Source organism: Streptomyces sp. LBL, from assembly GCF_029893585.1.
GTDB lineage: Bacteria > Actinomycetota > Actinomycetes > Streptomycetales > Streptomycetaceae > Streptomyces.
In genome coordinates this window covers 39267-65586 of record NZ_JARXYX010000038.1, presented here as the reverse complement: position 1 = coordinate 65586, position 26320 = coordinate 39267, and the positions used below count along the sequence as shown (strand labels likewise).

At 71.1% G+C, this 26320-nt stretch carries 23 protein-coding genes; 7 read left to right on the top strand and 16 right to left on the bottom strand.

The annotated features are described in order from the left end of the window. Positions 1 to 7: 7 nt before the first annotated feature. From M2271_RS35450 to infC, 5 genes are all read right to left on the bottom strand, one after another. Positions 8 to 1153, bottom strand: a complete 1146-nt coding sequence (locus M2271_RS35450; protein WP_280891545.1) for an ATP-binding protein — start codon at positions 1151 to 1153, stop codon at positions 8 to 10. A gap of 65 nt (positions 1154 to 1218) precedes the next feature. Then, on the bottom strand, positions 1219 to 2067 hold the full coding sequence (locus tag M2271_RS35445) for an RNA methyltransferase (RefSeq protein ID WP_280891544.1): 849 nt from the start codon (positions 2065 to 2067) through the stop codon (positions 1219 to 1221). Between the two features lie 128 nt (positions 2068 to 2195). Continuing rightward, a complete protein-coding gene (rplT, locus tag M2271_RS35440; protein ID WP_019066261.1) occupies positions 2196 to 2579 on the bottom strand; it encodes a 50S ribosomal protein L20 in 384 nt (127 codons plus the stop codon). Between the two features lie 95 nt (positions 2580 to 2674). Next, a complete protein-coding gene (gene rpmI, locus M2271_RS35435) occupies positions 2675 to 2869 on the bottom strand; it encodes a 50S ribosomal protein L35 (protein WP_019065473.1) in 195 nt (64 codons plus the stop codon). A gap of 111 nt (positions 2870 to 2980) precedes the next feature. Next, complete coding sequence (infC, locus tag M2271_RS35430; protein WP_280891583.1) at positions 2981 to 3718, bottom strand: translation initiation factor IF-3; 738 nt, start codon at positions 3716 to 3718, stop codon at positions 2981 to 2983. Between the two features lie 370 nt (positions 3719 to 4088). Here infC and M2271_RS35425 point away from each other — a divergent pair, with 370 nt between their 5' ends. Continuing rightward, positions 4089 to 4454, top strand: coding sequence for a DUF1844 domain-containing protein (locus M2271_RS35425; protein ID WP_280891543.1), 366 nt, complete (start codon positions 4089 to 4091; stop codon positions 4452 to 4454). A 36-nt stretch (positions 4455 to 4490) separates the two neighbouring features. On the opposite strand, the gene M2271_RS35420 is transcribed toward M2271_RS35425, so the two are convergent. The 4 genes from M2271_RS35420 to M2271_RS35405 form a co-directional block, all read right to left on the bottom strand. Next, entirely contained in the window at positions 4491 to 5222 is a 732-nt protein-coding gene (locus M2271_RS35420) for an SseB family protein (RefSeq protein ID WP_280891542.1), read from the bottom strand. Positions 5223 to 5336: 114 nt separating this feature from the next. After that, positions 5337 to 5714 carry a VOC family protein gene (locus M2271_RS35415; RefSeq protein WP_280891541.1) on the bottom strand — a complete coding sequence of 126 codons (378 nt, stop codon included), beginning with the start codon at positions 5712 to 5714 and terminating at the stop codon, positions 5337 to 5339. Beyond that, positions 5711 to 7000 carry a type VII secretion-associated serine protease mycosin gene (gene mycP, locus M2271_RS35410; protein ID WP_280891540.1) on the bottom strand — a complete coding sequence of 430 codons (1290 nt, stop codon included), beginning with the start codon at positions 6998 to 7000 and terminating at the stop codon, positions 5711 to 5713. Before mycP ends, M2271_RS35415 begins: the two co-directional genes overlap by 4 nt. Beyond that, positions 6997 to 7848: a hypothetical protein gene (locus M2271_RS35405; RefSeq protein WP_280891539.1), complete on the bottom strand. Its 852-nt coding sequence runs from the start codon at positions 7846 to 7848 to the stop codon at positions 6997 to 6999. The genes mycP and M2271_RS35405 overlap by 4 nt, the downstream gene beginning before the upstream one ends. A 1643-nt stretch (positions 7849 to 9491) precedes the next feature. Between M2271_RS35405 and M2271_RS35400 the strand changes: the two genes are divergently transcribed. Then, the gene (locus M2271_RS35400; protein ID WP_280891538.1) at positions 9492 to 10694 is read left to right on the top strand and encodes an amino acid deaminase/aldolase; all 1203 of its coding nucleotides are present in this window, start codon (positions 9492 to 9494) and stop codon (positions 10692 to 10694) included. Positions 10695 to 10794: 100 nt separating this feature from the next. On the opposite strand, the gene M2271_RS35395 is transcribed toward M2271_RS35400, so the two are convergent. Genes M2271_RS35395 through M2271_RS35385 form a run of 3 tightly spaced genes read right to left on the bottom strand, consistent with a single transcriptional unit; the run spans position 10795 to position 14383 of the window. Beyond that, positions 10795 to 11583, bottom strand: a complete 789-nt coding sequence (locus M2271_RS35395) for a 3-oxoacyl-ACP reductase (protein ID WP_280891537.1) — start codon at positions 11581 to 11583, stop codon at positions 10795 to 10797. Then, entirely contained in the window at positions 11580 to 13004 is a 1425-nt protein-coding gene (locus M2271_RS35390) for an aldehyde dehydrogenase family protein (protein ID WP_280891536.1), read from the bottom strand. The genes M2271_RS35395 and M2271_RS35390 overlap by 4 nt, the downstream gene beginning before the upstream one ends. Positions 13005 to 13012: 8 nt before the next feature. Next, complete coding sequence (locus M2271_RS35385) at positions 13013 to 14383, bottom strand: glutamine synthetase family protein (RefSeq protein ID WP_280891535.1); 1371 nt, start codon at positions 14381 to 14383, stop codon at positions 13013 to 13015. Between the two features lie 111 nt (positions 14384 to 14494). Between M2271_RS35385 and M2271_RS35380 the strand changes: the two genes are divergently transcribed. Then, positions 14495 to 15229, top strand: a complete 735-nt coding sequence (locus tag M2271_RS35380; RefSeq protein ID WP_280891534.1) for an FCD domain-containing protein — start codon at positions 14495 to 14497, stop codon at positions 15227 to 15229. 59 nt (positions 15230 to 15288) lie between these two features. Beyond that, the gene (locus M2271_RS35375) at positions 15289 to 16014 is read left to right on the top strand and encodes a gamma-glutamyl-gamma-aminobutyrate hydrolase family protein (protein ID WP_280891533.1); all 726 of its coding nucleotides are present in this window, start codon (positions 15289 to 15291) and stop codon (positions 16012 to 16014) included. A gap of 133 nt (positions 16015 to 16147) precedes the next feature. Here M2271_RS35375 and M2271_RS35370 read toward each other — a convergent pair whose 3' ends face one another. The 4 genes from M2271_RS35370 to M2271_RS35355 all read right to left on the bottom strand — a co-directional run bounded on the left by M2271_RS35370 (position 16148) and on the right by M2271_RS35355 (position 22076). Further along, positions 16148 to 17074, bottom strand: a complete 927-nt coding sequence (locus M2271_RS35370) for a LysR family transcriptional regulator (RefSeq protein WP_280891532.1) — start codon at positions 17072 to 17074, stop codon at positions 16148 to 16150. A 276-nt stretch (positions 17075 to 17350) separates the two neighbouring features. Continuing rightward, positions 17351 to 17917: an XRE family transcriptional regulator gene (locus M2271_RS35365; protein ID WP_280891531.1), complete on the bottom strand. Its 567-nt coding sequence runs from the start codon at positions 17915 to 17917 to the stop codon at positions 17351 to 17353. A 471-nt stretch (positions 17918 to 18388) separates the two neighbouring features. Further along, entirely contained in the window at positions 18389 to 21004 is a 2616-nt protein-coding gene (locus tag M2271_RS35360) for an ABC transporter permease/substrate binding protein (RefSeq protein WP_280891530.1), read from the bottom strand. Beyond that, entirely contained in the window at positions 20997 to 22076 is a 1080-nt protein-coding gene (locus M2271_RS35355; RefSeq protein WP_280891529.1) for a glycine betaine/L-proline ABC transporter ATP-binding protein, read from the bottom strand. The genes M2271_RS35360 and M2271_RS35355 overlap by 8 nt, the downstream gene beginning before the upstream one ends. A 270-nt stretch (positions 22077 to 22346) precedes the next feature. Here M2271_RS35355 and M2271_RS35350 point away from each other — a divergent pair, with 270 nt between their 5' ends. From M2271_RS35350 to M2271_RS35340, 3 genes are all read left to right on the top strand, one after another. Next, on the top strand, positions 22347 to 23276 hold the full coding sequence (locus tag M2271_RS35350) for a 5'-3' exonuclease (RefSeq protein ID WP_280891582.1): 930 nt from the start codon (positions 22347 to 22349) through the stop codon (positions 23274 to 23276). 179 nt (positions 23277 to 23455) lie between these two features. After that, positions 23456 to 24301, top strand: coding sequence for a siderophore-interacting protein (locus M2271_RS35345; protein ID WP_280891528.1), 846 nt, complete (start codon positions 23456 to 23458; stop codon positions 24299 to 24301). Between the two features lie 403 nt (positions 24302 to 24704). Continuing rightward, positions 24705 to 26279 (top strand): amino acid permease, encoded by a 1575-nt coding sequence (locus tag M2271_RS35340; protein ID WP_280891527.1) that lies wholly within the window; start codon positions 24705 to 24707, stop codon positions 26277 to 26279. Positions 26280 to 26320: the final 41 nt, after the last annotated feature.

Sequence of the window (26320 nt, the reverse complement as noted above, 5' to 3'; positions counted from 1 at the left end):
GGGCCGCTCAGGTCAGGTAGGCCGGAGTGCTCACGGGCAACGTAAATCGGAACCGGGCGCCGCCGCCGGGGGCGCGGCCGACCGTGATGGTGCCGCCGTGGGCCTCGACGATGCCCTTGACGATGTAGAGCCCGAGGCCGGTGCCGCCGCGCTTGCTGCCCCGCCAGAAGCGGGTGAAGACGCGGTTCATGGACTCCTCCGGGATGCCGGCCCCCTCGTCGCTCACCGTGACCGACGTGGCAGCGTCCTGATGGCCTTCGCCCTCTCGGGGGGACGTGGCGGGCGTGATGTCGATGGTGACAGTTCCCTCGCCGTGCCGCACGGCATTTTCCAGCAGGTTGCTGAGCACCTGGTCGACCTTGTCGGGGTCGGCCCACAATGCGGGCAGGGGCTGCTCGATGCGGAGCAGGAACCGGTCGGCGGGCAGTCCGGCGGCGACGTAGGCCTGGATGTGGCGGCCGACAGCGGCGCCCATGTCGACGGGCTGGCGGCGTACCTCCAGCCGCCCGGAGTCGATGCGTGATATGTCGAGGAGTTCGGCGATGAGCCGGGTGACCCGGTCGGCGTCCGCGTCGACGGTCTCCAGCATCAGGCGTTTCTGGTCGTCGGTGAACCTCTCCCACTTGGCGAGGAGCGTGGCGGTGAACCCCTTGACGGAGGTGAGCGGGGAGCGCAGTTCGTGGGCGACGGTGGCGATCAGCTCGGCGTGGCTGCGCTCGGTGCGGCGGCGGGCCTCGGTGTCGCGCAGCTGGACGACGACACGGCGGACGGGTCCGGTGGGCCGGGTGCGGACGTACCGTGCCGAGACCAGGACTTCCCGGCCGCCCGGCAGCAGGAGGTTGCGCTCGGGCTGGCTGACCCGGATGGCGAGGCCGCCGTACGGGTCGGTCAGCTGCCACCAGCGCCGCCCTTCCAGGTCCTCCAACGGGACGGCCTTCTCCAGCCGCTGCCCGAGGGCGTCGGCGGCGGGGACGGCGGTGATGCGCTCGGCGGCGGCGTTGAAGCAGATCACCTGTCCGTGCTCGTCGGCGACGACCAGGCCGTCGGGCAGCTGGTCGGGGTCGATGCCGAGCTCGGCGAGGCCACCGGGCCGGGGCGCGGGCGGGTGCCGCACATCCCGTGACCCCGGTGCGCTGCTCGTGCCGACCCTCATCCCCGTACCCCACCTCCCAGACGGCCGCTCAGCCGACGCAGTGGGCCTCCGAGCTGGTCACCCTACTAGCTCTCGGTGACGGAGCGGCACCCTCCGGAGGCGCGCTGTGCACGGGCCGACGCATAGAGACATACGGCGGCGGCGGTGGCGAGGTTCAGGCTCTCGGCCTTCCCGTGGATCGGGACGCGCACCACGGCGTCCGCGAGCGCGCGGGTCTCCTCCGCGAGCCCCCAGGCCTCGTTCCCGAACACCCAGGCGGTGGGCCCGCCCATGGTCCCCCTGTCGAGCTCGTCGTCGAGGTCGTGGGCTCCGGCACCGTCGGCGGCGAGGATACGGATACCGGCGTCCTTGAGGCCCTCGACCGCCTGCTCCACGGGGACACCGACGGCGACGGGCAGATGGAACAGCGACCCCACGGAGGCCCGTACGGCCTTGGGGTTGTAGAGGTCCACGGACGCGTCGGTCAGTACGACGGCGTCGGCGCCGGCGGCGTCCGCGCACCGCAGTACGGTGCCGGCGTTCCCGGGGTCCCGGACGTTCGCGAGGACGGCGACGAGCTGGGGGCGGGCGCTCAGGATGTCCTCGAAGGGGGTGTCGAGGAACCGGCAGATCCCGACGAGGCCCTGGGGGGTGACGGTGGTCGAGATGTCGGCGATCACCTGCTCGTCGGCGAGGTGTACCCGGGCCCCGGCGGCACGGGCCTCCCCCACGAGGTCGGCGTACCGCTCCGCGGCGGCCGGCGTAGCGAACAGGTCGACCAGCGTGTCCGCATGCCCTGCGGCCTCGCGCACGGCCTGCGGCCCCTCGGCGAGAAACAGCCGCTCCTGCCCCCGGAAGTTCCGCTTGGCCAGCCGGCGGGCGGCCGAGACGCGGGGGGAACGGGGGGAGATCAGCTCGGGGGTGGCGGCGGCCATGCAACTCACCTTCGGTTACCAGTGTCGGTCACCAGTTTCGGTTACCGGTCAACACAACGGACCCGCGGGCACTGCCCACGGGTCCGTTCAGTCACGTCGGCTCGCAGCCGTCGCGGTGATGCGAGGCGTCACGCCGCCTTGGGCGCGTTGACGTCGCTCGGCAGCGCCTTCTGGGCCACCTCGACCAGCGCGGCGAACGCACCGGCGTCGTTCACGGCCAGCTCGGCCAGGATCTTGCGGTCCACCTCGATGTTCGCGGCGTTCAGACCCTGGATGAAGCGGTTGTAGGTGATGCCGTTGGCGCGGGCAGCGGCGTTGATGCGCTGGATCCACAGCCGACGGAAGTCACCCTTGCGCTTCTTGCGGTCGTTGTAGTTGTAGACCAGCGAGTGGGTGACCTGCTCCTTGGCCTTGCGGTACAGGCGCGAACGCTGACCGCGGTAGCCGGACGCCGCCTCGAGGATCGCCCGGCGCTTCTTGTGGGCGTTGACTGCCCGCTTGACGCGTGCCACTTTTAACTCCTTGTAGCGGGGCCGCGGTGGGACTCACGCGGCCCGGAAACGATTGGGTCCCGGTCAGAGATCAGGCGCGCGACGCGCGCCCGATGTCACTTGCCGAGAAGCTTCTTGATCTTCTTGGCGTCGCCCGGGGCCATCTCGGCGTTGCCGGTGAGGCGGCGCGTCACGCGCGACGACTTGTGCTCGAGCAGGTGGCGCTTGCCGGCACGCTCACGGAGCACCTTGCCGGAGCCGGTGATCTTGAAGCGCTTGCTGGCACCGCTGTGCGACTTGTTCTTCGGCATAGCGCCGTTGTCTCCTCGTCGGTGGCGCTCCGGTGCCCGGTCGGGAAAACCGGGCACGGTGGAGCGTCGTACTGGTATCGGTTACGTCCTGGGGACTCACGTCCCCCGGGATCACGCCTCGGCGGATGCCTCGGCCTTGGCTTGGGCCGCCTCAGCCGGAGCTTGGGCCGCCTCAGCCGGAGTCTCGGCGGAAGCCTCTTCCGAGGTCTCGGCAGAGTCCTCGGTGAACTCCTCGTCGAACTCGTTCTCCGCGGCGTTCTGCGACTTGCCGGGGTTGGCCTTCGCCTCAGCCTTGCGGGCTTCCTGCGCCTGGCGAGCCTCGGCCATGGCCTCGGTCTTCTTCTTGTGCGGACCGAGAACCATGATCATGTTTCGGCCGTCCTGCTTCGGGTTCGACTCGATGAAGCCGAGGTCCTGGACGTCCTCCGCGAGACGCTGCAGCAGTCGGAAGCCGAGTTCGGGCCGGGACTGCTCGCGACCACGGAACATGATCGTGATCTTGACCTTGTCGCCCTGCTTGAGGAACCGGACGACGTGACCCTTCTTGGTGTCATAGTCGTGCGGGTCGATCTTCGGCCGGAGTTTCATCTCCTTGATGACCGTGTGCGCCTGGTTCTTGCGCGCCTCACGGGCCTTCATGGCCGACTCGTACTTGAACTTCCCGTAGTCCATGAGCTTGCACACAGGCGGACGGGCGGTCGCCGCCACCTCGACCAGGTCCAGGTCGTACTCCTGTGCAAGCTCCAGTGCCTTGGCCAGGGGGACGATGCCCACCTGCTCGCCACTGGGGCCGACAAGTCGCACCTCTGGAACGCGAATCCGGTCGTTGATGCGGGGCTCGGCGCTGATGGATCCTCCTCGGTTAGCACCACACGGCGGTCTGGCGGACAGCCGCGTTTGTCTCTTTTGACAGACCTGAACGCCCCGAAGCACAAAAAATGCCCCGGACGATCACAGGCGGGGCTCCAAAACACTACCGGAGCACCGCCGCGATGATCGCGGGGCGCGCTTTCGGGCGACTCCATCGTCCGTACGGAACGATGGTGGCCGCCTGACCGGGGTGACCCGCCGTCCCGGGGGACAGTCAGGTGGGAGATCGGAGCCTCCACTTGAGGCCGGTCACACTTACCTACATGTACGTCCGGCCGGTCGTCACACAAGGTTAGCAGCTAGCCGGGGGTGGTGCGAACCGGCGTACACCGGGGCCTATCGTGTGGGCATGAGTGACACCCCTCCTGAGTCCCCCGAGTCCCCCGACTTCGACGCCATGACCCGCGACATCGCCGAGGTCCCCGCCGTCGAGGTGATCGTGACGGTGGCCGTCAACCTGATGAGCGCCGCCGCCGTGAAGCTCGGTCTGACGGAGGAGGGCGACGCGTACAAGGACCTGGACGAGGCCCGCAAGCTGATCCACGCCCTCGCCGGTCTGCTGGACGGCAGCGCGACCGAGATCAGCTCCTTCCACGCGGCTCCGCTGCGGGACGGCCTGAAGTCACTCCAGCTGGCCTTCCGCGAGGCGTCCCTCGTCCCGGACGAGCCGGGCAAGGGCCCTGGCGAGAAGTACACGGGTCCGATCTACGGCTAGATTCCCGACAGTCTCATCCGCGTGCCCGCGACTGCTTCATCGTCGTACGTACAAGGGCTCGCCCGGCGGCGTCGCCCCGGCCGGCAGCAGCGCCAGGTCGAGGCCGCGCACCAGGCGGGCCCTGAGTGTTTCGTCGGCGGCGAGCCGCTCGGCGACCGCGCGGGTCGCCTCGGCCGGAGGCGCGGACGGGTCCAGTACGAGGGCGAGGATGCCGTCGGCCTGCCCGGGCCCGAGGTGGGCGCGGACCACACCCGGCTCGGCCGCCACCGCGGTCCGTACCGCGTCGCGCACGGCCGGGTCGGCGAGCGGGTCGGCCGTCGTCCGGCCCTCCGCGAGCGCGAGCAGCGCGGGCCCGGTCAACTCGTAGGGCACCGGTCCGGCGAGGTCGAGCACGATCGTGTCGGCCTTCTCGTGCGCGGCCGCCTGCAGGGCCTGCCGCAACGGTACGGCGACGGGGCGTGCCGCCGGGTCCCAGCGGGCCAGCGAGTCGGTGGACGTGAAGGCCGGGAGGGCGGTCCGGTGACCCGCCTTCAGCGTCGGTACGGCCATGTCGCTGGTCTTCTCGCGGCGCAGCCCGCTCTCGTCCTCCTCGACCTCACCGAGGACGGCCACCACGGGAACCAGCAGCCGGGCACCCCGGAGCGCCTCCAGGACGGGGCCCTCGGCGTCGCGGTCCTCGGCCCAGGCCGCGAGCGCCGCGCTCAGCCGGGGATCGGCGGAGCCGTCGTCGTCGGAGAAGCCGGAGTCGGGAATGTTCTTGTTCGCCACGGTCACCGACCCTATCGGGGCGGGCGTACGCCTCGGCCTCCGCGTCTGTGTCTTCGGCGGCTTCGGCGGCTTCGGCCGCTTCGGCCGCTTCGGCCGCTTCGGCCCGGTGACCGGTCAGTGGCGGACCAGGCAGAAAGGGTGTCCTGCCGGGTCGGCGTAGATGTGCCAGTCGCGTCCGGCGGAGCTGCCGTCGAGCAGGGTCGCGCCCGCGGCCAGCACGTCCTCCTGCGCCCGGTCCAGGTCCGTGACACCGAAGTCCAGGTGGAACTGCTGGGGCCGGTCGGGATCCGGCCATTGCGGGGCCCGGTGGTCCGCCACCCGCTGGAAGGCGAGCACGAGGCCCGACGGCGCGTGCAGCGTGGCCCAGCCGTCGCCGAGCGCCCACCGCCGGTCCGGCTGGTTGACGGCGCCGCCGAGCAACGAGCGGTAGAACTCGGCCAGCTGACGGGGATCCGCACAGTCCAGGACCACGCACTGCAGGTCGGCGATCATGTCCAGCCGTCGTGGGTCTCGTAGCCGTCGTGGGGGCGGGGTGCGCGGCGGCGACCGCGCCACAGGACGACCGCGCCGATCAGCAGCAGCCCGCCGACGCCGCCCGCCAGGGGGGCCACCCAGCCGGCCGGGCCGTCATCCTCCTCGGCGCTGTCCGGGCCGGGGCCGAAGTACTTCTCGCCGTACGAGGCGGACCGCAGGCCCTCCGGCTCGATCCGGCCGGCCTCGGCGAGCGCGGCGGACGGGTCGATGAAGCCGAAGCCCCGGGAGTCGTCGCGGCCGTCGGCCGGGGCGTTGCGGGCGGTGTCCTCGAGGAGCTTCTTGATCTGGGCCGGAGCCAGGTCCGGGTGGGCGGCCTTGATGAGCGCGACCGCGCCGGAGACGAAGGCGGAGGCCGCGCTGGTGCCCCAGCCCTCGTAGTACTTGTGATCCGGGGCGGCGATGACGACGTCGACGCCGGGGGCGCTGACCGTCGCGTACCAGCGGCGGGTGGAGAAGGAGGCGCGGGTGCCGTACTTGTCGACGGCGGTCGCGGCGATCACGCCCGGGTAGGCGGCCGGGTAGGAGATGTGGTCGCCCTTCTCACCACCGTTGCCGGCCGAGGCGACGACGACGGAGCCCTTCTTCAGGGCGTACTGGACGGCCTCGTCCTCGGCGGGTTCGGGGTGCGCGGAGGCGGAGTCGTCGCCGAGGGAGAGGTTGATGACGTCGGCGCCCTGGTCGGCGGCCCAGCGGATGCCGTCGGACAGGGCGTTGCCGCGGGTGCTGCGGGCCTTGGCGCGGGCCGGGTCGCCGTCCTCGAGGATCACGCGGACGGGGAGGATCCTGGCCTCGGGGGCGATGCCCATCACACCGTCGGCGTTTCCGGGGCCGTGTCCGTGAGCGGCGATGATGCCGGCCATCGCGGTGCCGTGGACGGCCCAGGCGCGATCGCCGTCCTGCGCGCCGAAGCCGACCATGTCCTTGGCGGCGAGGACGTTGCCCACGAGGTCGGGGTTGTCGGCCTCGACTCCGGTGTCCAGGACGGCGACGGTGATGCCCGCGCCCTTCGTGGTGCGCCAGGCCTGCTCGGTGTGCATGGCGTCGAGGGCCCACTGCTGGGCGCGGATGCTGTCCGCGTGCGCCGCGGTGGGCGGTACGAGGGCGACCGAGGCGGCGAGGAGGACGCTCAGGAGACCGGCCTGGCGGGGCCTGACACCTCGTCCGATACGACGTTCGGTACGGCCTTCGGTACGACGTTCGGTACGGCGCCCGATACGACGTTCTCGGCGCCCGACGCGGCTCATGAGGGCTTCTCCGTGGGCGAGCTGACGGTCTTGCGCAGGCCGCGTTCGACGCGGTCGGCGAGGCCCTGTGCCTCGTAGCCGAGGCCGGCCTGGGCCGAGGCGGTGGCGGCGCCGGACGTCATGGCCTCCTGGGCGGACTGCGGGTCGTCCACCGTACGGCCGTCGGCCCAGCCGGAGACCGCGTACACGACGACGGGGGCGTCCGTGAGGACGGACACGGTCCAGGAGGCCCGCTGTCCGGGGCCGAAGCCGGCGGCGAGGGTGCCCTGGGCGGCGTACGGGCGGGGCATGAGGTCGGTGCGGCTGCCGAGGTCCTCGCCCTTGAAGCGCCGGGCGAGGGTGCTCATGGCGGCGCTGTCGGCCTTGGTGAACAGCAGGCCGACCGTGGTGACGTAGCTCTGGGTGGCGTCCGTGTAGGTGGCGCGCAGGAGACGCTGGCAACCCACGGGGGCGAGGGCCTCGCGCAGCAGGGGGTCGAAGGCGTCCTTGCAGCCGGTGTCCGGGGCCACGACGATCCGCGTCCAGGCGCGGTCGGCGCCACCGGGCCCCGCGCCCTGTCCCTCGACGGTCGGCGGGAACAACTGGTCCACGGGAACGCTGTGCCACAGCCCCGCGGCCACGGCGAAGGTGTCCCGCGCCCCGGTGTCCCCGGGCTCTCCCATGAGCCAACTCCCGGTCACGGACCCGCCGATGAGCCCGAGTCCGAGCACGACACACGCCGCCGCGACGGCGACTCTCGGTCGGACCCACAGTCCGATCCCCCGCGGCCGCACCCGCTCGTCATACCTCTCAGGCTCCCCGAACGACACCACAGGCCGCGTGGACCCGAGGGCTCCGCCGGGCGTCATGGGAGCGCTCCAGGAGAGAGCGGGATCCGGAGAGAGGCCGGGAGATTCGGAGCCGCGTGGGGGGTGCGGCGGTTCGGCGGGCTCGGGGGGAAGTGTGGGGGTACGGCTTTTGGGGGTGGCGGCCGCTGCGGACGGGGCGGCCTGCGAGCGGGGTCCGGGGCCGCCCGGCGAAGCCGCCGAGCCGTACGACCGGACGCGAGCGGAACCCGGACGAGAGCCCGGCCGCTGCGGTCCCCGGGCGGGGTCGGACGGGGCGGCCTGCGAGCCGGGCCCCGGGCCGCCGGGCGAAGCCGCCGACCCGTACGACTCGGTGTGCGCCGAGTCCCGGTCGGCGCCGGACTGCGCGGAACCCGAGCCGGGCCCCGACGGCGCCGACGCCGGGTCGGCGGGGATCGGGCGGAGACGGAACGTTGTCTCCGACGCGTTTTCGGCGGGCGCGGAGGTACGGCGGGGCGCTACCGCAGGTCGATGGCTCGGGCGGGGCGGTATCCGGCCCGACGCCGTGGCTCCCTTGCCCGACGGAGGCGGCAGGTGCCCTCCGGTCGCCGGGTTCGTACTCGGCTTGGGCGGCAGGTGTGTCACCGCGGCCGGGTTCGCCTTCGGCTTGGGCGGCAGGTGTCCTCCCGCAGGCGGGCTCGCACTCGGCTTGGGCGGGACGCGTCCCGGCGCGGCGACGTCGGCGCCCGACTGCGGTGGCACGGGGCCCCTCGCGGACGCGTCGGCACCAGACCGCGGCGCTACCGGGTTCCGCGTGGGCAGCGGGTCTCTCGTCCGGGGCGGTACGCGGCCCGGAGCCACCGGTCCGGCGTTCGACTGTGGCGGTACGGAACGCGGCGCCACCGGGTCGTCACTCGGCCGCGGAGCCACGGAATCCGGTACGGCCGGCCTGGCAGCGGCCCGCGGAGGCAGTGGATCGAACACGGACGGCTCGGTGTCCGCATACGGAGCAGTGGAGTCCGGCGCGGACGTTTCCGTGCCCGGCCGCGGCGGCGCGTCCGGGAAGCGGGCCGACGCTCTCGGCGGGGGCGGCGGGGAGGCGGAACCGTTGGCTGCGAAGGGCGGGGTCCGCAGGTGGGGGAAGCGGGCGCCGAAGCTCTGGAAGGACGGCGTACGGCGTGCCTCGTCACCGTCGGACTCACCGTCGCGGCGACCAGCCGACGAACCGGAACCGGAGGAGGAACCAGAAGTCGAACCGGAGGACGAACCGGAGGATGGATGGGAACCAGAACCGAGACCGGAGCCTGAACCGGAACCGTTCTCGGGCATGCTCCCGCCGGCACCTGCCGGACCGCTCTCCTCGCCCCCCGCGGCGGGCGGTTCGGGCGGGCGTGGGGGTATGGGGGCGCGCCGCGCTTCCGTGCTCATGCCCCCCCGTTTCCTCGTGCCCGGGCCGTGTCTCGTACGCGGGCCGGTGTCACCGTCGACCGGGCCCGGCGTGGACTCCGCCCGTCGGGGCACGCATACCCACACGGGCGGACCGGCATCCCGCGTGCGGCCTCGCGGCCAGGGACGGAACGGTCCTCCGTACGTGCGCGTCACTCTACGGGTTGTCGGCGCTCTGACGGGAACCAGTTCGTGAGCCCGGGGCATCTGCCCGGAACATCCCCCTACCCTGCGGTAATCCAGTCTGGCAGGCTGCGACCATGACCACGCGCCCCGCCGACCGGGCCCGTTACAACCGGGCCACCGCCCATCTCGACGCTCCCCTTGCGATCGTGGACCTGGACGCCTTCGACGCGAACGCGGACGACATCGTCCGTCGCGCCGACGGCAAGCCGATCCGTCTCGCGAGCAAGTCCGTACGCTGCCGGGCCCTGCTGGAACGCGTGCTCGCGCGGGACGGCTTCGCGGGCATCATGTCCTTCACCCTCGCCGAGTCCCTCTGGCTGGCCCGGAGCGGATTCGACGACGTCCTGCTCGCCTACCCGTCCGCCGATCGCGCGAGGTTCGCCGAGCTGGCCGCCGATCCCAAGCTCGCCGCCGCCGTGACCGTGATGATCGACGACCCGGCGCAGCTCAGGCTGATCGACGACGCCCGCGCCGGCGGACGCGAAGTCATCCGGGTCTGCCTGGAGTTGGACACCTCGCTGAAGCTCCTCGGGGGCCGCGTGCGAGTCGGGGCGCGCCGCTCGCCGCTGCACTCCCCCGCCCAGGTCGCCGACATGGCCCGTACGGTGGCCCGGCGGCCGGGGTTCAAGGTCGTCGGGATCATGGCGTACGAGGGGCACATCGCCGGTGTCGGGGACGCCGTCGCCGGGCAGCCGCTGCGGTCGCGTGCCGTACGGCTGATGCAGGCCGTCGCCCGCAGGGAACTCACCGAGCGGCGTGCCTCGGTGGTGGGGGCGGTGCGGGCCGTGGTGCCCGACCTGGAGTTCGTCAACGGCGGCGGCACGGGCAGTGTGCAGCACACCGCCGCGGAGGACGCGGTCACCGAGATCGGCGCCGGGTCGGGACTGTACGTACCGCGACTGTTCGACAACTACACGTCCTTCAGCGGGCGCCCGGCCGCGCTCTTCGCCCAGCCCGTCGTGCGACGGCCGGGCGTCGGAGTCGTGACCGTCCTCGGCGGCGGCTACCCCGCCTCCGGCGCGCCCGGCCCCGACCGGCTGCCGGTGCCCTACCTTCCGGAAGGTCTGAAGTACGACCCCCAGGAGGGGCCCGGCGAGGTCCAGACCCCACTGCTCGGCGCCCCCGCCGACGACCTCCTCCTCGGCGACAAGGTGTGGTTCCGGCACGCGAAGGCCGGTGAGCTGTGCGAGCGGTTCGACGCACTGCACCTGATCGAGGGGGACGCGGTGACGGCGACGGTTCCGACATACCGCGGGGAGGGCCACACCTTCCTCTAGCCCTGACACTGCGGCTCACTCCGGCTCGACGTGCCGCCTCGCTCCGGCTCGCTCTGGTGCGCCGCGTCATGCTCGTCCCGGCACCTCAGGACGCGGCGGCCTACAGCGGTGTGACGTAAGCCCCCGAGATCCCGCCGTCCACAAGGAAGTCGGAGGCGTTCACGAAGGAGGAGTCGTCGCTGGCCAGGAACGCGACGGCGGCGGCGATCTCCTCGGCCTCGGCGAACCGGCCGAGCGGGATGTGCACGAGCCGACGGGCGGCCCGCTCCGGGTCCTTCGCGAACAGTTCCCGCAGGAGCGGGGTGTTCACCGGGCCCGGGCACAGCGCGTTGACCCGGATGCCCTCCCGCGCGAACTGGACGCCCAGTTCACGGGACATCGCGAGGACACCGCCCTTGGAGGCCGTGTACGAGATCTGCGAGGTCGCCGCGCCCATCCGGGCCACGAAGGACGCGGTGTTGATGATGGAGCCCTTGCCCTGTCGGCGCATGTAGGGGATCGCGGCCTTGCAGCACAGGTAGACGGAGGTCAGGTTGACCTCCTGGACACGCTTCCAGGCCTCCAGTCCGGTCTCCAGGATGGAGTCGTCGTCGGGCGGGGAGATGCCGGCGTTGTTGAAGGCGATGTCGACGCTGCCGTAGGTGTCGTTCGCCGTCCTGAACAGCGCCTCGACCTGCTCGGGGTCCGTGACGTCGACCTTCACGAAGGTCCCGCCGGCCTCCTCGGCGGCGGCCTTGCCGCGGGTTTCGTCGACGTCTCCGCAGACGACGTGCGCGCCCTCGGAGGCGAGGCGGCGGGTGGTGGCGAGGCCGATGCCGCTGCCGGCTCCGGTGATGACGGCGGTGCGGCCGACCAGGCGGCGGCAGATGATGTCGTCGGATGCGGTCACTGTGCGGGGCCCTCCGTGCTGATGAAGACGTTCTTGGTCTCGGTGAAGGCGGCCAGGGCGTCCGGGCCGAGTTCGCGGCCGATGCCGGACTGCTTGAAGCCGCCGAAGGGCGTCCAGTAGCGGACGCTGGCGTGGGAGTTGACGGACAGGTTGCCCGCCCGGACCGCCTGGGAGACGCGCAGGGCGCGGCCGATGTCCCGGGTCCAGATGGAACCGGAGAGGCCGTACTCGGTGGCGTTGGCGAGCCGGACGGCGTCCGCCTCGTCGTCGAAGGGCAGGACGACCGCGACCGGGCCGAAGACCTCCTCGACGGCGACGCGCGCGTGCGGGTCGACGCCGGTGAGGACGGTGGGCGGGAACCAGAAGCCGGGGCCTTCGGGGGCCTTGCCGCGGATGCCTTCGGCTTCGTCGGGCACGTACGAACGGACGCGGTCCAGCTGGGCCTTGGAGATCAGTGGGCCCATCTGGGTGCTCTCGTCCGCGGGGTCGCCGACGCGGACCGACTCGATCCCCGGGGCCAGCAGGTCCAGGAAACGGTCGTAGGCGGAGCGCTGGACGAGGATGCGGGTGCGGGCGCAGCAGTCCTGGCCGGAGTTGTCGAGGAACGACATGGGTGCGGCGGCCGCGGCGGCTTCGAGGTCGGCGTCGGCGAAGACGATGTTGGGGCTCTTGCCGCCGAGTTCGAGGGTGACCCGTTTGAGGAGCGCCGAGCCTTTTGCCAACACCTGTTTGCCCACGGCCGTTGACCCGGTGAAGACGATCTTCGCGACGCCGGGGTGCTCGACGAGCGCGTTGCCCGCGACGGGGCCGTGCCCGGGCAGCACCTGGAACAGCCCCTCGGGCAGACCTGCCTCCAGGGCGAGTTCGGCCAGGCGCAGGGCGGTCAGCGGGGTGGTTTCGGCGGGTTTCAGGAGCACCGCGTTGCCGGCCGCGAGCGCCGGGGCGGTGCCCCAGGCCGCGATCGGCATCGGGAAGTTCCAGGGCGCGATGACGCCGACGACGCCCAGCGGTTCGAGGATCGTGACGTCCAGCCCGCCCGGAACCGGGATCTGGCGGCCGGTCAGCCGTTCCACTCCCCCGGCCGCGTAGTCGAGCAGGTCACGGACGTTGCCCGCCTCCCAGCGGGCGTTGCCGACGGTGTGACCTGCTTCCCGGACCTCCGACAGGGCGAGTTCGTCGAGGTGTTCGTCGACCTTCGCCGCGAACCGGCGCAGCAGCCGGGCCCGGTCGCCCGGAGCCAGGGCGGCCCACCCGGCCTGCGCCTTCGTGGCGCGTACGACGGCCGCGTCCACGTCGGCGGCGGTGGCGGCCGGGACGGTGGCGATGACCTCCTCTGTCGCGGGATTCAGTACGTCCAGTGCGTGCTCGGAAGACTGGGAAGACTCGGCAGCCTCCCAGGAGGCAGAAGACTCGGAAGACAAGGAGGGCCTCACAGGCGTTCGAAGGAGCGGCGCAGCTCCCAGTCGGTCACCGCGGCGTCGAAGGCGTCCAGTTCGACGCGTGCCATGTTGCGGTAGTGCGCGACGACCTCGTCACCGAAGGCGGCCTTGGCGATCGGGCTGTTCTCCCAGAGGTCGGCGGCCTCGCGGAGCGTGGTGGGGACGTGGGCGTAGTCGGCGGTGTACGCGTTGCCCGTGCAGGCATCCGGGAGCTCCAGCTTCTGCTCGATGCCGTACAGGCCGGCCGCCACCAGTCCGGCCACCGCGAGGTGCGGGTTGACGTCACCGCCGGGCAGCCGGTTCTCGAAGCGCAGGGAGCGGCCGTGGCCGACGACCCGGAGGGCGCAGGTGCGGTTGTCGTACCCCCAGGCGACGGCGGTCGGGGCGAAGGAGCCCGGCTGGAACCGCTTGTAGGAGTTGATGTTGGGGGCGTAGAGGAGCGAGAAGTCCCTCAGCGCGGCCAGTTGCCCGGCGAGGAAGTGGCGCATGACATCCGCCATACCGCCCTCGTCCTGGGAGGAGCCCGCCATGGCGTTGTCGCCGGCCGCGTCCGCGAGCGAGAGGTGGATGTGGCAGGAGTTGCCCTCGCGCTCGTTGTACTTGGCCATGAAGGTGAGCGACACGCCCTCCTGGGAGGCGATCTCCTTGGCGCCGGTCTTGTAGACGGCGTGCTGGTCGCAGGTGACCAGGGCCTCGTCGTAGCGGAAGACGATCTCGTGCTGGCCGGGGTTGCACTCGCCCTTGGCGGACTCGACGGTGAGGCCGGCGGCGGCCATCTCGTTGCGGATGCGCCGCAGCAGGGGCTCGATACGGCCGGTGCCGAGCACCGAGTAGTCGATGTTGTACTGGTTCGCCGGCGTGAGTCCCCGGTAGCCGGCGTCCCAGGCCTGCTCGTAGCTGTCCTTGAAGACGATGAACTCCAGCTCGGTGCCGACCTGGGCGGTGAAGCCGTACTCGGCGAGACGCTCCAGCTGGCGGCGCAGGATCTGGCGGGGTGCGGCGACGACCGGGGAGCCGTCGCTCCAGGCGAGGTCGGCGATGAGCATGGCCGTGCCCGCGTTCCAGGGCACCCGGCGCAGGGTGGACAGGTCCGGGTGCATGGCGAAGTCCCCGTATCCCCGGTCCCAGGAGGACATGGCGTACCCGTCGACGGTGTTCATCTCGGTGTCGACGGCGAGGAGGTAGTTGCAGCCCTCGGTGCCGTGCTGGAGGACCTCGTCGAGGAAGAAACGGGCGGCGAACCGCTTGCCCTGGAGCCGCCCTTGCATGTCGGGGAAGGCCAGGACGACAGTGTCGATCTCACCGCCGGCGACGAGGGTGTGCAGCTCCTCGACGCCGAGCGGGGGTGTGCGGTCTGCCACGTGAAAGCCTCCTTCGGCTTCTTCGGCTTCTTCGGCTTCTCGGCTTCTTCGGTCAGCCGGAAGCCCTAAGGTATTCCGGAGAACCATTGCTTGGGAAGGGGGCGCGGCCATATGTCGCTGGCGGCTGACGGCGGCCCGGACGACCGGTTGACGCCGGTGCTGCGGCCGGTTCGGGCGGGCAACGGCTTCGAGGAGGCGTTGGAGCAGATCCTCCAGGTCGTCCGGCTCGGCCTGGTGCCGGGCGGGGAACGGCTGCCGGCGGAGCGGGACCTGGCGGAGCGGCTCGGGATCAGCCGGGTGACCCTGCGCGAGGTGCTGAAGGTGCTCCAGGACCAGGGGCTGGTCGAGTCGCGGCGCGGACGGTACGGCGGAACGTTTGTCCTGCCGCGCGCGGACGCCGTCGGCGAGGACGAGCTGCGGCGGCGGGTCACCGAGGTCGACATCGAGGACGTGCTGCGCTTCCGGGAGGTGCTGGAGGTGGGTGCGGCGGGCCTGTGCGCCGCGCACGGACTCTCGGCGGACCAGGCGCTCCGGCTGCGCGGGGCGCTGGCCGCGACGCGGGACGCGCCGCTCGCCGAGTACCGCCGCCTGGACACCCTGCTCCACCTCACCCTGGCCGAACTGTGCGGCTCACCCACGCTCACGGCGCAGTACGCGGCGGTACGGGCCTCGGTGAACGACCTCCTCGACTGCATCCCGCTCCTGGTGCGCAACCTGGAGCACTCCCAGCGCCAGCACGCCGCGCTGGTCGAGGCGGTACTGGACGGGGACGCGGACGGGGCGCGGGAGATGATGCGGGAGCACTGCGCGGGGACGGCGGCGCTGCTGCGGGGTTTCCTGGCGTGACGTACGGCCCGCCGGGCTGAAAGGTATGACAGAAGTCCATTGAGAAGCGGAGGAAGTACATGCCGGGCAGGCCACTGATCGGTGTCAGTACGTATCTGGAGGCCGGGGCGCGCTGGGGCGTGTGGGAACTGGAGGCGGCCCTGCTGCCCGCCGGGTACCCGCGGCTCGTACAGCGGGCGGGCGCACTGGCCGCCATGCTCCCGCCCGACGCTCCCGGGCACGCCCTCGCGACCGTCGCCCGCCTCGACGGCCTGGTGATCGCGGGCGGCCCCGACGTCGAGCCGGTCCGCTACGGGGCCGAGCGCGACTCGCGCACCGGCCCGCCCGCCGTCGCCCGGGACACCTGGGAGCTCGCCCTCGTCGACGCCGCCCTCTCCGCCCGCGTCCCCCTGCTCGGCATCTGCCGGGGCATGCAGCTGCTGAACGTGGCCCTGGGTGGCACCCTCGTCCAGCACATCGACGGGCACGTACAGGTGCCCGGCGTCTTCGGCCGCCACCTCGTGAAGCCGGTGCCGGGCACGTCGTACGCCGATGTCGTCCCCGAGGAGACCGCGGTACCCACCTTCCACCACCAGGCGGTGGACCGCCTGGGCACGGGCCTGATCGCCTCGGCGTACGCGGCGGACGGGACGGTGGAGGCGATCGAGCTTCCCGGGCCGCACTGGGTGGTGGGCGTGCAGTGGCATCCGGAGATGGGCGAGGACGTGCGCGTGATGCGGGCGCTGGTCGAGGCGGCTTCTTCGCGGTCCGCCGCCCGGTCTGGCGGGGGTGGCGGGGGGGCCTAGGACGGCGGCTGGGAGCGAACGCACGGAAGTCCCGGAGCGCGGGAGTCCGGGAGTCCGGGAGTCCGGGAGTCCGGGAGCGCGGGAGTCCAGAAGCCCGGGAGCCCAGAAGCGCGGGAGCCCCAAGGACGTCCGCCTACCCCCGTGTCAGGGACAGGAGGTCCCTCGCCGGGCCCACCGGTCGGTGGCCGGTGGGCCACACCGCCCTCAGATCCCGGGCCAGTGAGACTCCCTCCACCGGTACCCTCACCAACCTCCGCATCGCGAGCTCCTCGCCCACCGCCAGTTCGCTCAGTACCGCCGGCCCCGCCCCGCTCACCGCCGCCGCCTTGACCGCCGTCGTGGACGACAGCTCTATCAGTGGCCGCGCCAGGCCGCCCAGTGCCGTGTCGAGGACCTGACGTGTGCCCGAACCCTCCTCGCGGAGGATCAGTGGTGTCACGGCCAGTTCGGAGGCCTCCAGCGGACGGCGACGTCGCGCCCAGGGGTGCCCGGGTGCCGTCACCACGATCAGACGGTCGTGGGCGATGACCACGGAGTCCAGCCCCGTGGGGACACTGAGCCCCTCCACGAACCCCAGGTCCGCCTCGTCCGACAGCACCCGCTCCGCCACCGCCGTCGAGTTGCCGGCGAGCAGGGACACCGCGGTGTCCGGCCGCTGGGCGCGCAGCGCGAGCAGCCAGCCGGGCAGCAGGTACTCGGCGATCGTCATGCTCGCCGCCACCCGGAGCCGGGAGTCGCGGCGGTCCCGCAGGGCCTGCGCCCCGGCGTCGAAGGCCTCCGCCGCCGCCACTATCCGCCGCGCCCAGTCCGTGACCAGCGCCCCGGCGTCCGTGAGCCGGGAACCGCGTGGTGAACGGTCCACCAGCGCCACCCCGAGCTGGCGTTCCATCGAACGGATCCGGCTGCTCGCGGCCGGCTGGGTGATCCCCAACTCGCGGGCCGCCCCGCCCAGGCTGCCGAGCCGGGCCACCGCCAGCAGCAGCTCCAGCGCCCCAAGATCCGGCACCCGGTGCGCCACCGAGCCGCCGCCCGCCTGGCCCTGCCTCTCCACGCCGCCCATAAAGACAGCTTATGCCCTGATGGAGTCATACTCCCTGGTCGTGACTGACCACGGCCGGTAGCAGACTGACCACGGACCGGTCGCGGACCGGTCGCGGACCGGTCGCGGACCGATCACGGACCGGTCGAAGGCCGGTCGCGACCTGCTCAACGCCTGGGGCACCGCCACCGGGCGCATCGTGCACTCCGTCCGTGGCCCGCTCAGCGGAGGGCTGCTCGCAGCACCTCGCCCAACAGGTCGTGGCGCCTCGGCCGGCGAGGGCCCGCACCACCCGCACTACCGCTGCCGGTCCTGGACCGCCTCGATGTGTTCGGCCACCGCGACGACGATCACCCGGGTGTCGGCCACCGTCGCCCGCCAGCGATGGCGCACGCCGCCGGTGAGGTACAGGGTGTCGCCGCGGCCCAGCCGGTAGGCGCGGCCCTCCGCCTCGATCTCCACGGCGCCGTCGGCGACGTACATCAACTGGTCGTTGCGGTACTGGAATTCACGACCCGCGTCGTGGTCGCCGGTGAACTCCGAGGCGTGCATCTGGTGGTGACCACGCACCAGGGAACGTACTTGGGGAGCGAGCAGCGGCTCGGTGCCCTCCGCGCGGACCACGTCGACGCTGCACGCCGGGTCGGCGGCGGCGAGGAGTTCCACGGCGGTGGTGCGCAGGGCGTCGGCGACCTTTTCGAGGGAACTCCGGCTGGGGCGGGCGCGGTCGTTCTCGACCTGGCTGAGGAAGGGGACCGACAGGCCGCTGCGCTCGGCCACGACGGCGAGGGTGAGCTCCAGCGCCCGGCGCCGGCGCCGCACGGCCGCGCCCACCCGAAGGGGCTGTTCTTTGTGGTCGCCCATCGCTCCGGCTCCCTCCTTCGCTCGTCGGTCCGTCGTCCGAGTGCCCCGGCTGGGGCGCACACCGCTCCTGATGGCTTGTCTGCACCCTACGCATGTTCGGCGAACCGTTTCATGCGGCCGTCATATCGAGGTCACGCGGTGTGCGGTCGTACCTCACAATTCGCGCCAGCGGAACGGCCCCGAAACGGCTGAGCCGAGCGTCGGACGACGGTCCTCCCACGGGGGCGCGGGCGTCCGTCCACCGGCTGCTCACGCGACACGACGAAGCTCGGGCGGGGGCGTAGCTCTATGTGGTTGGCCGGATCCTTTCCGTGCGGCGGGGGTCGAGCCGGGAGATGACCCGAGGGGCGGACCCCACCACACGCTGTCAGGACGCGTGGGGAGGCCGCCCCTCGGGCGGCTTCGATACAGCAACCACTGCGGCCACTACAGCCACCGGGGCCGCTACGGCTACTACGGCTACTACGGCTACTACGGGGTCATCCGGCCGACCATGTCCGGGTGCTCCTTCAGCCAGGCGGCGACCGCTTCCTGCTCGTGGCCCTGACCGGTCTGGTTGATCTCGGCCTCCAGGCTGCCGAGCTCGGCCTCGCTCATTTTGAAGTTCTTGATCCACTTGGTGAGCTGCGGATACTGCTCGGGGAACTTCTTGTTGGAAATCGTGCGGATGGTGTTGCCCTCGCCGAAGAGCTTCTTGTCATCCTTCAGCTTGGTGAGGCCGTACTGGCTGTACGCCCAGTGCGGCGACCACAGGACGACCGCGACGGGCTCCTTCTTGGCGTACGCGCGCTTGAGTTCGGCGAGCATCGCGGGCGTGGAGCCGGCGACGATCTTGTACTCCTTGTCCAGGCCGTAGCCGGGCAGGACCTTCGTCTTGAGCAGGTTCATCTCGCCGGTGCCCGGCTCGATGCCGATGATCTTCCCGTTGAAGAGGCCGGCCTTGCCCTTGAGGTCCTCGTAGGACTTCACGCCCTTGACGTACGAGGGCACCGCGACCTCCAGCGAGGTCGGCTCGTACCAGGTGCCGAGGTCCGCGAGTTTGTCCTTGCTCTGGTCCCAGTAGTTCTTCTGGGCGTACGGCAGCCAGGCGTCGAAGTTGAGATCGAGGTCGCCGGAGGCGAGGCCGGTGTAGACCGGGCCGACGTCCATCTGCTTGAGGTCGAGCTTGTAGCCGCGCCGCTCCAGGACGTTCTTCCAGAGGTAGGTGACGGCGATGTCCTCGTCCCAGGGGAACCAGGCCACATCGATGGGATCCTTGGCCTCCGCGGGAGTCGAGCCGGAGCCGCCCGCGACCGGAGCCAGCTTGTCGACCACACCCGGGTTCTTCTTCAGCCAGGCACGCACGGCGTCCTGCTGTTTGCCCTCGCCCGCCTTGTTGATCTCGGCCTCAAGGCTGGTGAGCTGCTTCTCGTCCATCTTGAAGTTCTTCAGCCACCCACCGACGACCGGGTTGGCGGCCGCGAAACCCTTGCGGGCCAGGGTGTGCACGCCGTCGCCCTTGCCCCAGGCACCCTTCGGGTCCTTCAGCTTCTTCAGGTCGTAGTCGCTGTAGGCCCAGTGCGGCGACCAGAGCGTGACGACGATCGGTTCCTTCTTGCTGTACGCGCGCTTGAGCTCGGCCAGCATCGCCGGCGTGGAGCTGTCGACGACCTTGTACTCCTTGTCGAGGCCGTACGTCTTGAGGACCTTGTTCTTCAGAAGGGAGGTCATGCCGGCGCTGGACTCGATGCCGGTGATCTTCCCGTCGAACGTGGCCGCCTTGCCCTTGAGGTCGTCCAGCGAGTCGACGCCCTTCAGGTACGAGGGCACGCTCAGCTCCAGGGACGTCTGGCCGTACCAGGAACCCAGGTCGTCGAGCTTGCTGCCGTACTTCTTCCAGTACTGCTCGTGGGTGGTCGGCAGCCAGGAGTCGGTCTCGAAGTCGACGCTGCCCTGCGCCAGGGAGGTGTAGAGCGGCCCGGCGTCGAACTGCTTGGCGTCCACCTGGAAGCCGCGCTGTTCGAGGATCTCCTTCCACAGGAAGGTGGAGGCGACGCCCTCGTCCCAGGGGATGTAGCCGATGCTGACCTTCTTGCCCTGGCCGACGTCCTTGCCGTCGGCGACGGCGGTGGAGCCGTCCGAGGTGGAGCCGAAAATGCCCATGCCGCCCGCCACGAGGGCGAGGACGACGACACCGATCACGGCGAACTGCGGGCGGGGCCGGTACGACCAGACCTTCAAGCCCTGTGCGGCACGTGCCTTGGCGGCGGCGCGGCGGCCCAGCGGGGAGACCTGGGTGCCCAGGGCGCTGGTCATACGGTCGAGGTAGATCGCGAGGATCACGATGGCGACACCGGCCTCGGAGCCGAGGCCCACGTTGAGCTGGCCGATGGCCTGGTTGACGTCGCCGCCGAGGCCCTCGGTGCCGACCATGCCCGCGATCGCGGCCATGGACAGGCCGAGCATGATGACCTGGTTGACGCCCGCCATCACGGTGGGCAGTGCCAGCGGAAGCTGGACCCGCAGCAGGATGTCGCGGGGCGTGGTGCCGAACGCGTCGGCCGCCTCGACCAGTTCCTTGTCGACCTGGCGGATGCCCAGCTCGGTCATGCGCACGCCGGGGGCGAGCGCGAAGATCAGGGTGGCGACGATGCCCGCGGGGGCACCGGTGCCGAAGAACAGGATCGCCGGGATGAGGTAGATCATCGCGGGCAGCGTCTGCATGAAGTCCAGGACCGGCCTGACCAGTCCGCTGACGCGGTCGGAGCGCGCCGCCCAGATGCCCACCGGCACGGAGATCACCAGCGCGATGATCGTGGCGACGAGGACGAGCGAGAGGGTCACCATCGCGTCGTCCCACAGTTCGAGGGAGTCGATGAAGGCGAATCCCGCGAAGGTGAGGACACCGGCCAGGGTGCCGCGCAGCCAGAACGCCAGCACCGCGAAGATGCCTGCGAGCAGCAGGGGTTCGGGCGCGTGGAGGACGGCGTAGATGCCGTCGTAGGTGCCGGTGAAAATGCTCTTGAGGAAGTCGAAGAGCCAGGCCATATGGCCGAGCAGCCAGTTGACCGCGTCGTTGACCCAGTCGCCGAGCGGGATCCTAGGCACGGGCCACCACCTTCTCACCGTCGGGGTTGTCGCACGAGACGGGTTCGCTGATCTCGTCGCCGAGGAAACGGATCAGCCGCTCCCGCGGCACGACACCGATGACCTGGTTCTCCCCGTCCACCACCGAGACACGGTGCGACAGGCGGGCACTGATCGCGCAGAGCTCCGTGAACGAGGTGCCGGCCATGGCGGTTTCACAGCTGCAGCTGGGGCTGCCGCCAGAGACGGACGTGTCCATGACGGAGGAGGCGGTCAGCACGCGGGAGCGGTCGACGTCCTTGGTGAAGGAGGCGACGTAGTCGTCGGCGGGCCGGACGAGGATGTCCTCCGCCGTACCGATCTGGACGATGCGGCCGTCGCGCATGACGGCGATCCGGTCGCCCAGCCGCATGGCCTCGTTGAGGTCGTGGGTGATGAAGACGATCGTCTTCTTCAGGGACTTCTGGAGCTCGATGAGCTGGTCCTGCATGTCACGGCGGATCAGCGGGTCCAGCGCGCTGAACGACTCGTCCATGAGGAGCAGGTCGGCATCGGTGGCGAGGGCGCGGGCCAGGCCCACGCGCTGCTGCATGCCGCCGGACAGCTCGTCGGGCCAGGATTTCTCCCAGCCGGCCAGTCCGCACAGGGCGAGCGCCTCGGCGGCCCGCTCCTCGCGCTCGCGCCGGGGAACGCCCTGAACGGCCAGGCCGTAGGCGGCGTTCTCCAGGACGCTGCGGTGCGGGAAGAGCGCGAAGTGCTGGAAGACCATGCTGATCTTGTGCGCGCGAACGTCGCGCAGGGCACGGTCGCTGAGAGCGGTCAGGTCCTGCTCTTCGAACCGGACGTGGCCCGCGGTCGGCTCCAGGAGGCCGTTGAGCATCCGCAGCAGCGTCGACTTTCCGGAGCCGGACAGACCCATCACCACGAAGATCTCGCCGGGTTCCACGGTGAAGGAGGCGTCGACCACGGCGGCCGTGATCCCTTCGCCGCGCAGTTCCTCCCGGTCAGCGCCCTGGCGGAGCCGCTCAACCGCGTCGTCGGGTCGTCTTCCGAACACCTTGTAAAGCCCTGCGGCCTCAAGTCTGGATGACACGCGTACCTCTAGTCTCGGCGGGCAGAAGCAGAGACGCGGGCCGCGATCATCGAAAGGCAACCAGCGTCTCTTAGAGGCGGCGCCTGCCCAGACACCGCTGAGACAAACGCACAGGTGTTCCAGTTCACATGGCGTTTACGTCCGCCCGTACCGCCGCCATGCCCCCTCGCTCCTCCGTCGTCCCTCCGACGCCGCCTCCGGTGCGACGTCGGGCGACACCTCCGCCGACGGGTTTTCGGCCGACCGCCATTGTCGGTGCGGTACGGCATGATGCGTGGCGTGACCGGACGACTGATGCTCCTTGACAGTGCCTCCCTCTACTTCCGTGCCTACTTCGGCGTCCCGGAGTCCGTGAAGGCCCCTGACGGCACGCCGGTGAACGCCGTGCGCGGACTGCTGGAGTTCATCGACCGCCTCGTGAAGGACCACCGGCCCGATCACCTGGTGGCGTGCATGGACGCCGACTGGCGGCCTCAGTGGCGGGTCGAGCTGATCCCCTCGTACAAAGCGCATCGCGTCGCCGAGGTGCACGAGGCGGGCCCGGACGAGGAGGAGGTGCCCGACACCCTCTCGCCGCAGGTCCCGATCATCGAGGCCGTCCTGGACGCGCTCGGCATCGCCCGCGTGGGCGTCGCCCGGTACGAGGCGGACGACGTGATCGGCACGTTCACCGCGCGCGCGAAGGGCCCGGTCGACATCGTCACCGGCGACCGCGACCTGTACCAGCTGGTGGACGACGCCCGTGAGGTACGGGTGCTGTACCCGCTCAAGGGCGTGGGCACCCTGCAGTTGACGGACGAGGCGTGGCTGCGGGAGAAGTACGGGGTCGACGGCAAGGGGTACGCGGATCTGGCGCTGCTGCGCGGCGACCCGAGCGACGGTCTGCCCGGCGTGCCCGGGGTCGGCGAGAAGACGGCGGCCAAGCTGCTCGCGGAGTTCGGTGACCTGGCCGGGATCATGGCGGCGGTCGACGACCCGAAGGCGAAGCTCACGCCGACGCAACGCAAGCGCCTGGACGAGTCACGGCCGTATCTGGCAGTGGCGCCGAAGGTCGTCCGGGTCGCGGACGACGTCCCGCTGCCGGAGGTCGACACGGCGGTGCCGCGCACCCCGCTCGATCCCGCGGCCTTGGAGGAGCTGGCGGCGCGCTGGGGGCTGGGTGGATCGTTGCAGCGACTGCTCACCACGCTTGTGGCGTAAGCAGTGATCTCGCTCTCTGCGTGCTCTGCGTGCTCTACGTGCTCTACGTGCTCTACGTGCGAGTTTCACCGGAGCGCGGGCAAACTTCCGCTCAAGAGACCGAGGTCATCTGCTTGGGAGCTTCCACCGGGGGGAGATACTAGTTAGGTTAGCCTAACTACAGGATCAGGGAGGCCGCCATGGCAGAACGACCGGGACGCAAGCCGCGCAAACCGCACACTGCACAGGTCATCCGTACTGAACGGCTGACTCCCCATATGCAGCGCGTGGTGCTCGGCGGCGAGAGCCTGGCCGAGTTCTCGCCGGACACCTGCACCGATCACTATGTGAAGCTGCTCTTCCCGGCCGGGGGCGCGACCTACCCGGAACCCTTCGACATGGAGCGGATCCGCGAGGAGTTCCCGCGTGAGCAGTGGCCGGTGACGCGGACGTACACCGTGCGCGCCTGGGACGCCGAACACCGCGAGCTGACGCTGGACTTCGTGATCCACGGCGACGAGGGCCTGGCCGGCCCCTGGGCACTGCGGGTGCAGCCGGGCGAGACGGTCCGCTTCCTGGGCCCCGGCGGCGCCTACGCTCCCGACCCGAGCGCCGACTGGCATCTGCTCGTCGGGGACGAGAGCGCGCTGCCCGCGATCGCGCGGTCCCTGGAGGCACTGCCGGACGGCGCCCGGGCCCACGCCTTCGTCGAGATCTCCGGGCCGGAGGAGGAGCAGAAGATCGACTCCGATGTGGAGGTCGTCTGGCTGCACCGCGGCGAACGGCCCGTCGGCGCAGCACTGGTCGAGGCCGTGCGGACGCTGGAGTTCCCCGCGGGCCGGGTGTACGCGTTCGTGCACGGCGAGGCGCACTTCGTAAAGGAACTCCGCCACCTGCTCCGCGTCGAGCGCGGGGTCGCGCGCGAGGACCTGTCGATCTCCGGTTACTGGCGCCTGGGCCACAACGAGGACGGCTGGCAAGCCTCCAAGCGGGAGTGGAACGCGCGCATCGAGGCCGAGCAGGAGGGCGCTTCCACGCCCTCCTGACCCACGTCGCGGTCACCTCGACCGTCGGCGGGAACGGAACGTACGGATCGACCGCCACTCGACAGCCACACCTCCGCCGGCGCCGGCAGCCCTCCCCCGCGGCTGAGCACCTCAGCAGGATGGTCAGGCCCTTCTCGTCCACTTCTCGCCGACGAGGAGGGCCGATCGTTTCCCACTCGCGACGGACGCGGTATATCGCGATCGAATGAGTCCCGCACGTACGTGAGGACTTGGGCCCGCCCCGGACACGCCCGCGTGACGCCTTCGAAACAGCGGATCCCTAATTTCTGTCACCCGACAGGAACTAGGGCCGCGGCAGGCAATGTTTGCGCGACGGGGCGAACATTGCCTGTCGCGGCACTGGCTTCCGCTCCCGCTTCCTGCGCCGAAGGCAGGTGCCGCCGTGACCACAACCGCCCCCTCCGACATTCGCCCCGATCCGCCGCACTCCCCCGACGACCGCTCCCTCACCGAGTTCGGCTACCGCCAGGAACTGCACCGCAGCCTGGGCCGGTACGCGTCGTTCGCGGCCGGCTTCTCCTTCATCTCCGTCCTGACCACCGTCTTCCAGTTCTTCGCCTTCGGGTACGCGTTCGGCGGCCCCGTCTTCTTCTGGGCCTGGCCGGTCGTCCTCGTCGGCCAGCTGATGGTGGCCGCCTGCTTCGCCGAGCTGGCCGCGCGCTATCCGATCTCGGGCGCGATCTACCAGTGGTCGTCGCGCCTGTCGAACCTCACGTTCGGCTGGTTCGCCGGCTGGATCATGGTGATCGGGCAGATCGTGGTGGTCGCGGCGGCCGCGCTGGCGCTCCAGATGGTGCTGCCCGCGATCTGGTCGGGCTTCCAGCTGATCGGCACCGACCCGGCGCCCACCTCGGCGGACGGCGCGGCCAACGCGGCCGTCCTCGGCGTGATCCTGCTCGCGTTGACGACACTGGTGAACATCCTCGACAACCGGGTGATGTCGGTGATCAACCGCGTCGGCGTCACCGCAGAGATCATCGGCGCCGTCCTGATCGTCGTCCTGCTGCTGACCCACTCCGAGCGCTCCCCCGGCATCACCTTCCACACCGAGGGCGCCGCCCAGTCCGGTCTGTTGGGTGCCCTCCTGGTGGGCTCGTTCACGGCGGCGTACGTGATGATCGGTTTCGACAGCGCGGGCGAGATGAGCGAGGAGACCCACCACCCCCGCCGCACCGCGCCCCGCACGATCCTCACGGCGCTCGGCGCGGCCGGTCTGCTCGGCGGCCTGATCGTCCTCGGCGGCATCCTCGCCGCGCCCAGCCTCACGGACGGGCACCTGGGGGTCGACGGCCTGAGCTACGTCCTCACCAGCAGCCTGGGCGACGGCGTCGGGCGGGCCCTGCTGGCCGACGTGGTGGTGGCGATCGCGGTGGCCACCCTGGCGATCCAGACGGCGGCCTGCCGGATGCTGTTCTCCATGGCCCGCGACGGCCAACTGCCCTTCTCCGGCCGCCTGGCGAAGGTCAACCCGCGCACGGGCATGCCGAGCGCCCCGGCCCTGGTGGTCGGCGTACTGGCGGCCGTCCTCCTGCTGCTCAACTTCGCCTCCCCGGAGGCGTTCCTGGCCATCGGCACCACCTGCATCGTGATGCTGTACCTGGCGTACGCCATGGTCACCGGCCCGCTCCTGGTCCGCCGTCTGCGCGGCGGGTTCACCGTCGAGGGCACTGACGAGGGCACCGACGAGACGGGCGCCAAGCTCTTCTCCCTCGGCCGCTGGGGCGTCCCGGTCAACGCACTCGCCCTTCTCTACGGCCTGATCATGACGGTCAACCTGGCCTGGCCGCGGGCGGCGGTGTACGACCCGGCGGGCGGACACTGGTACTTCCAGTGGTTCACCGTACTGTTCCTGCTGGTCACCGTAGGCGCAGGTGCCGGATACCGGGCCTGGAAGGCACAACGGGGGCCCGCTGCTCCGGAAAGGTCACCCTCGGCGGCCCCCGCGCAGGTCGCCTGAGCAGCCCGCCCCAGGCCAGGCGCATCCGGATCTCCCGAGGC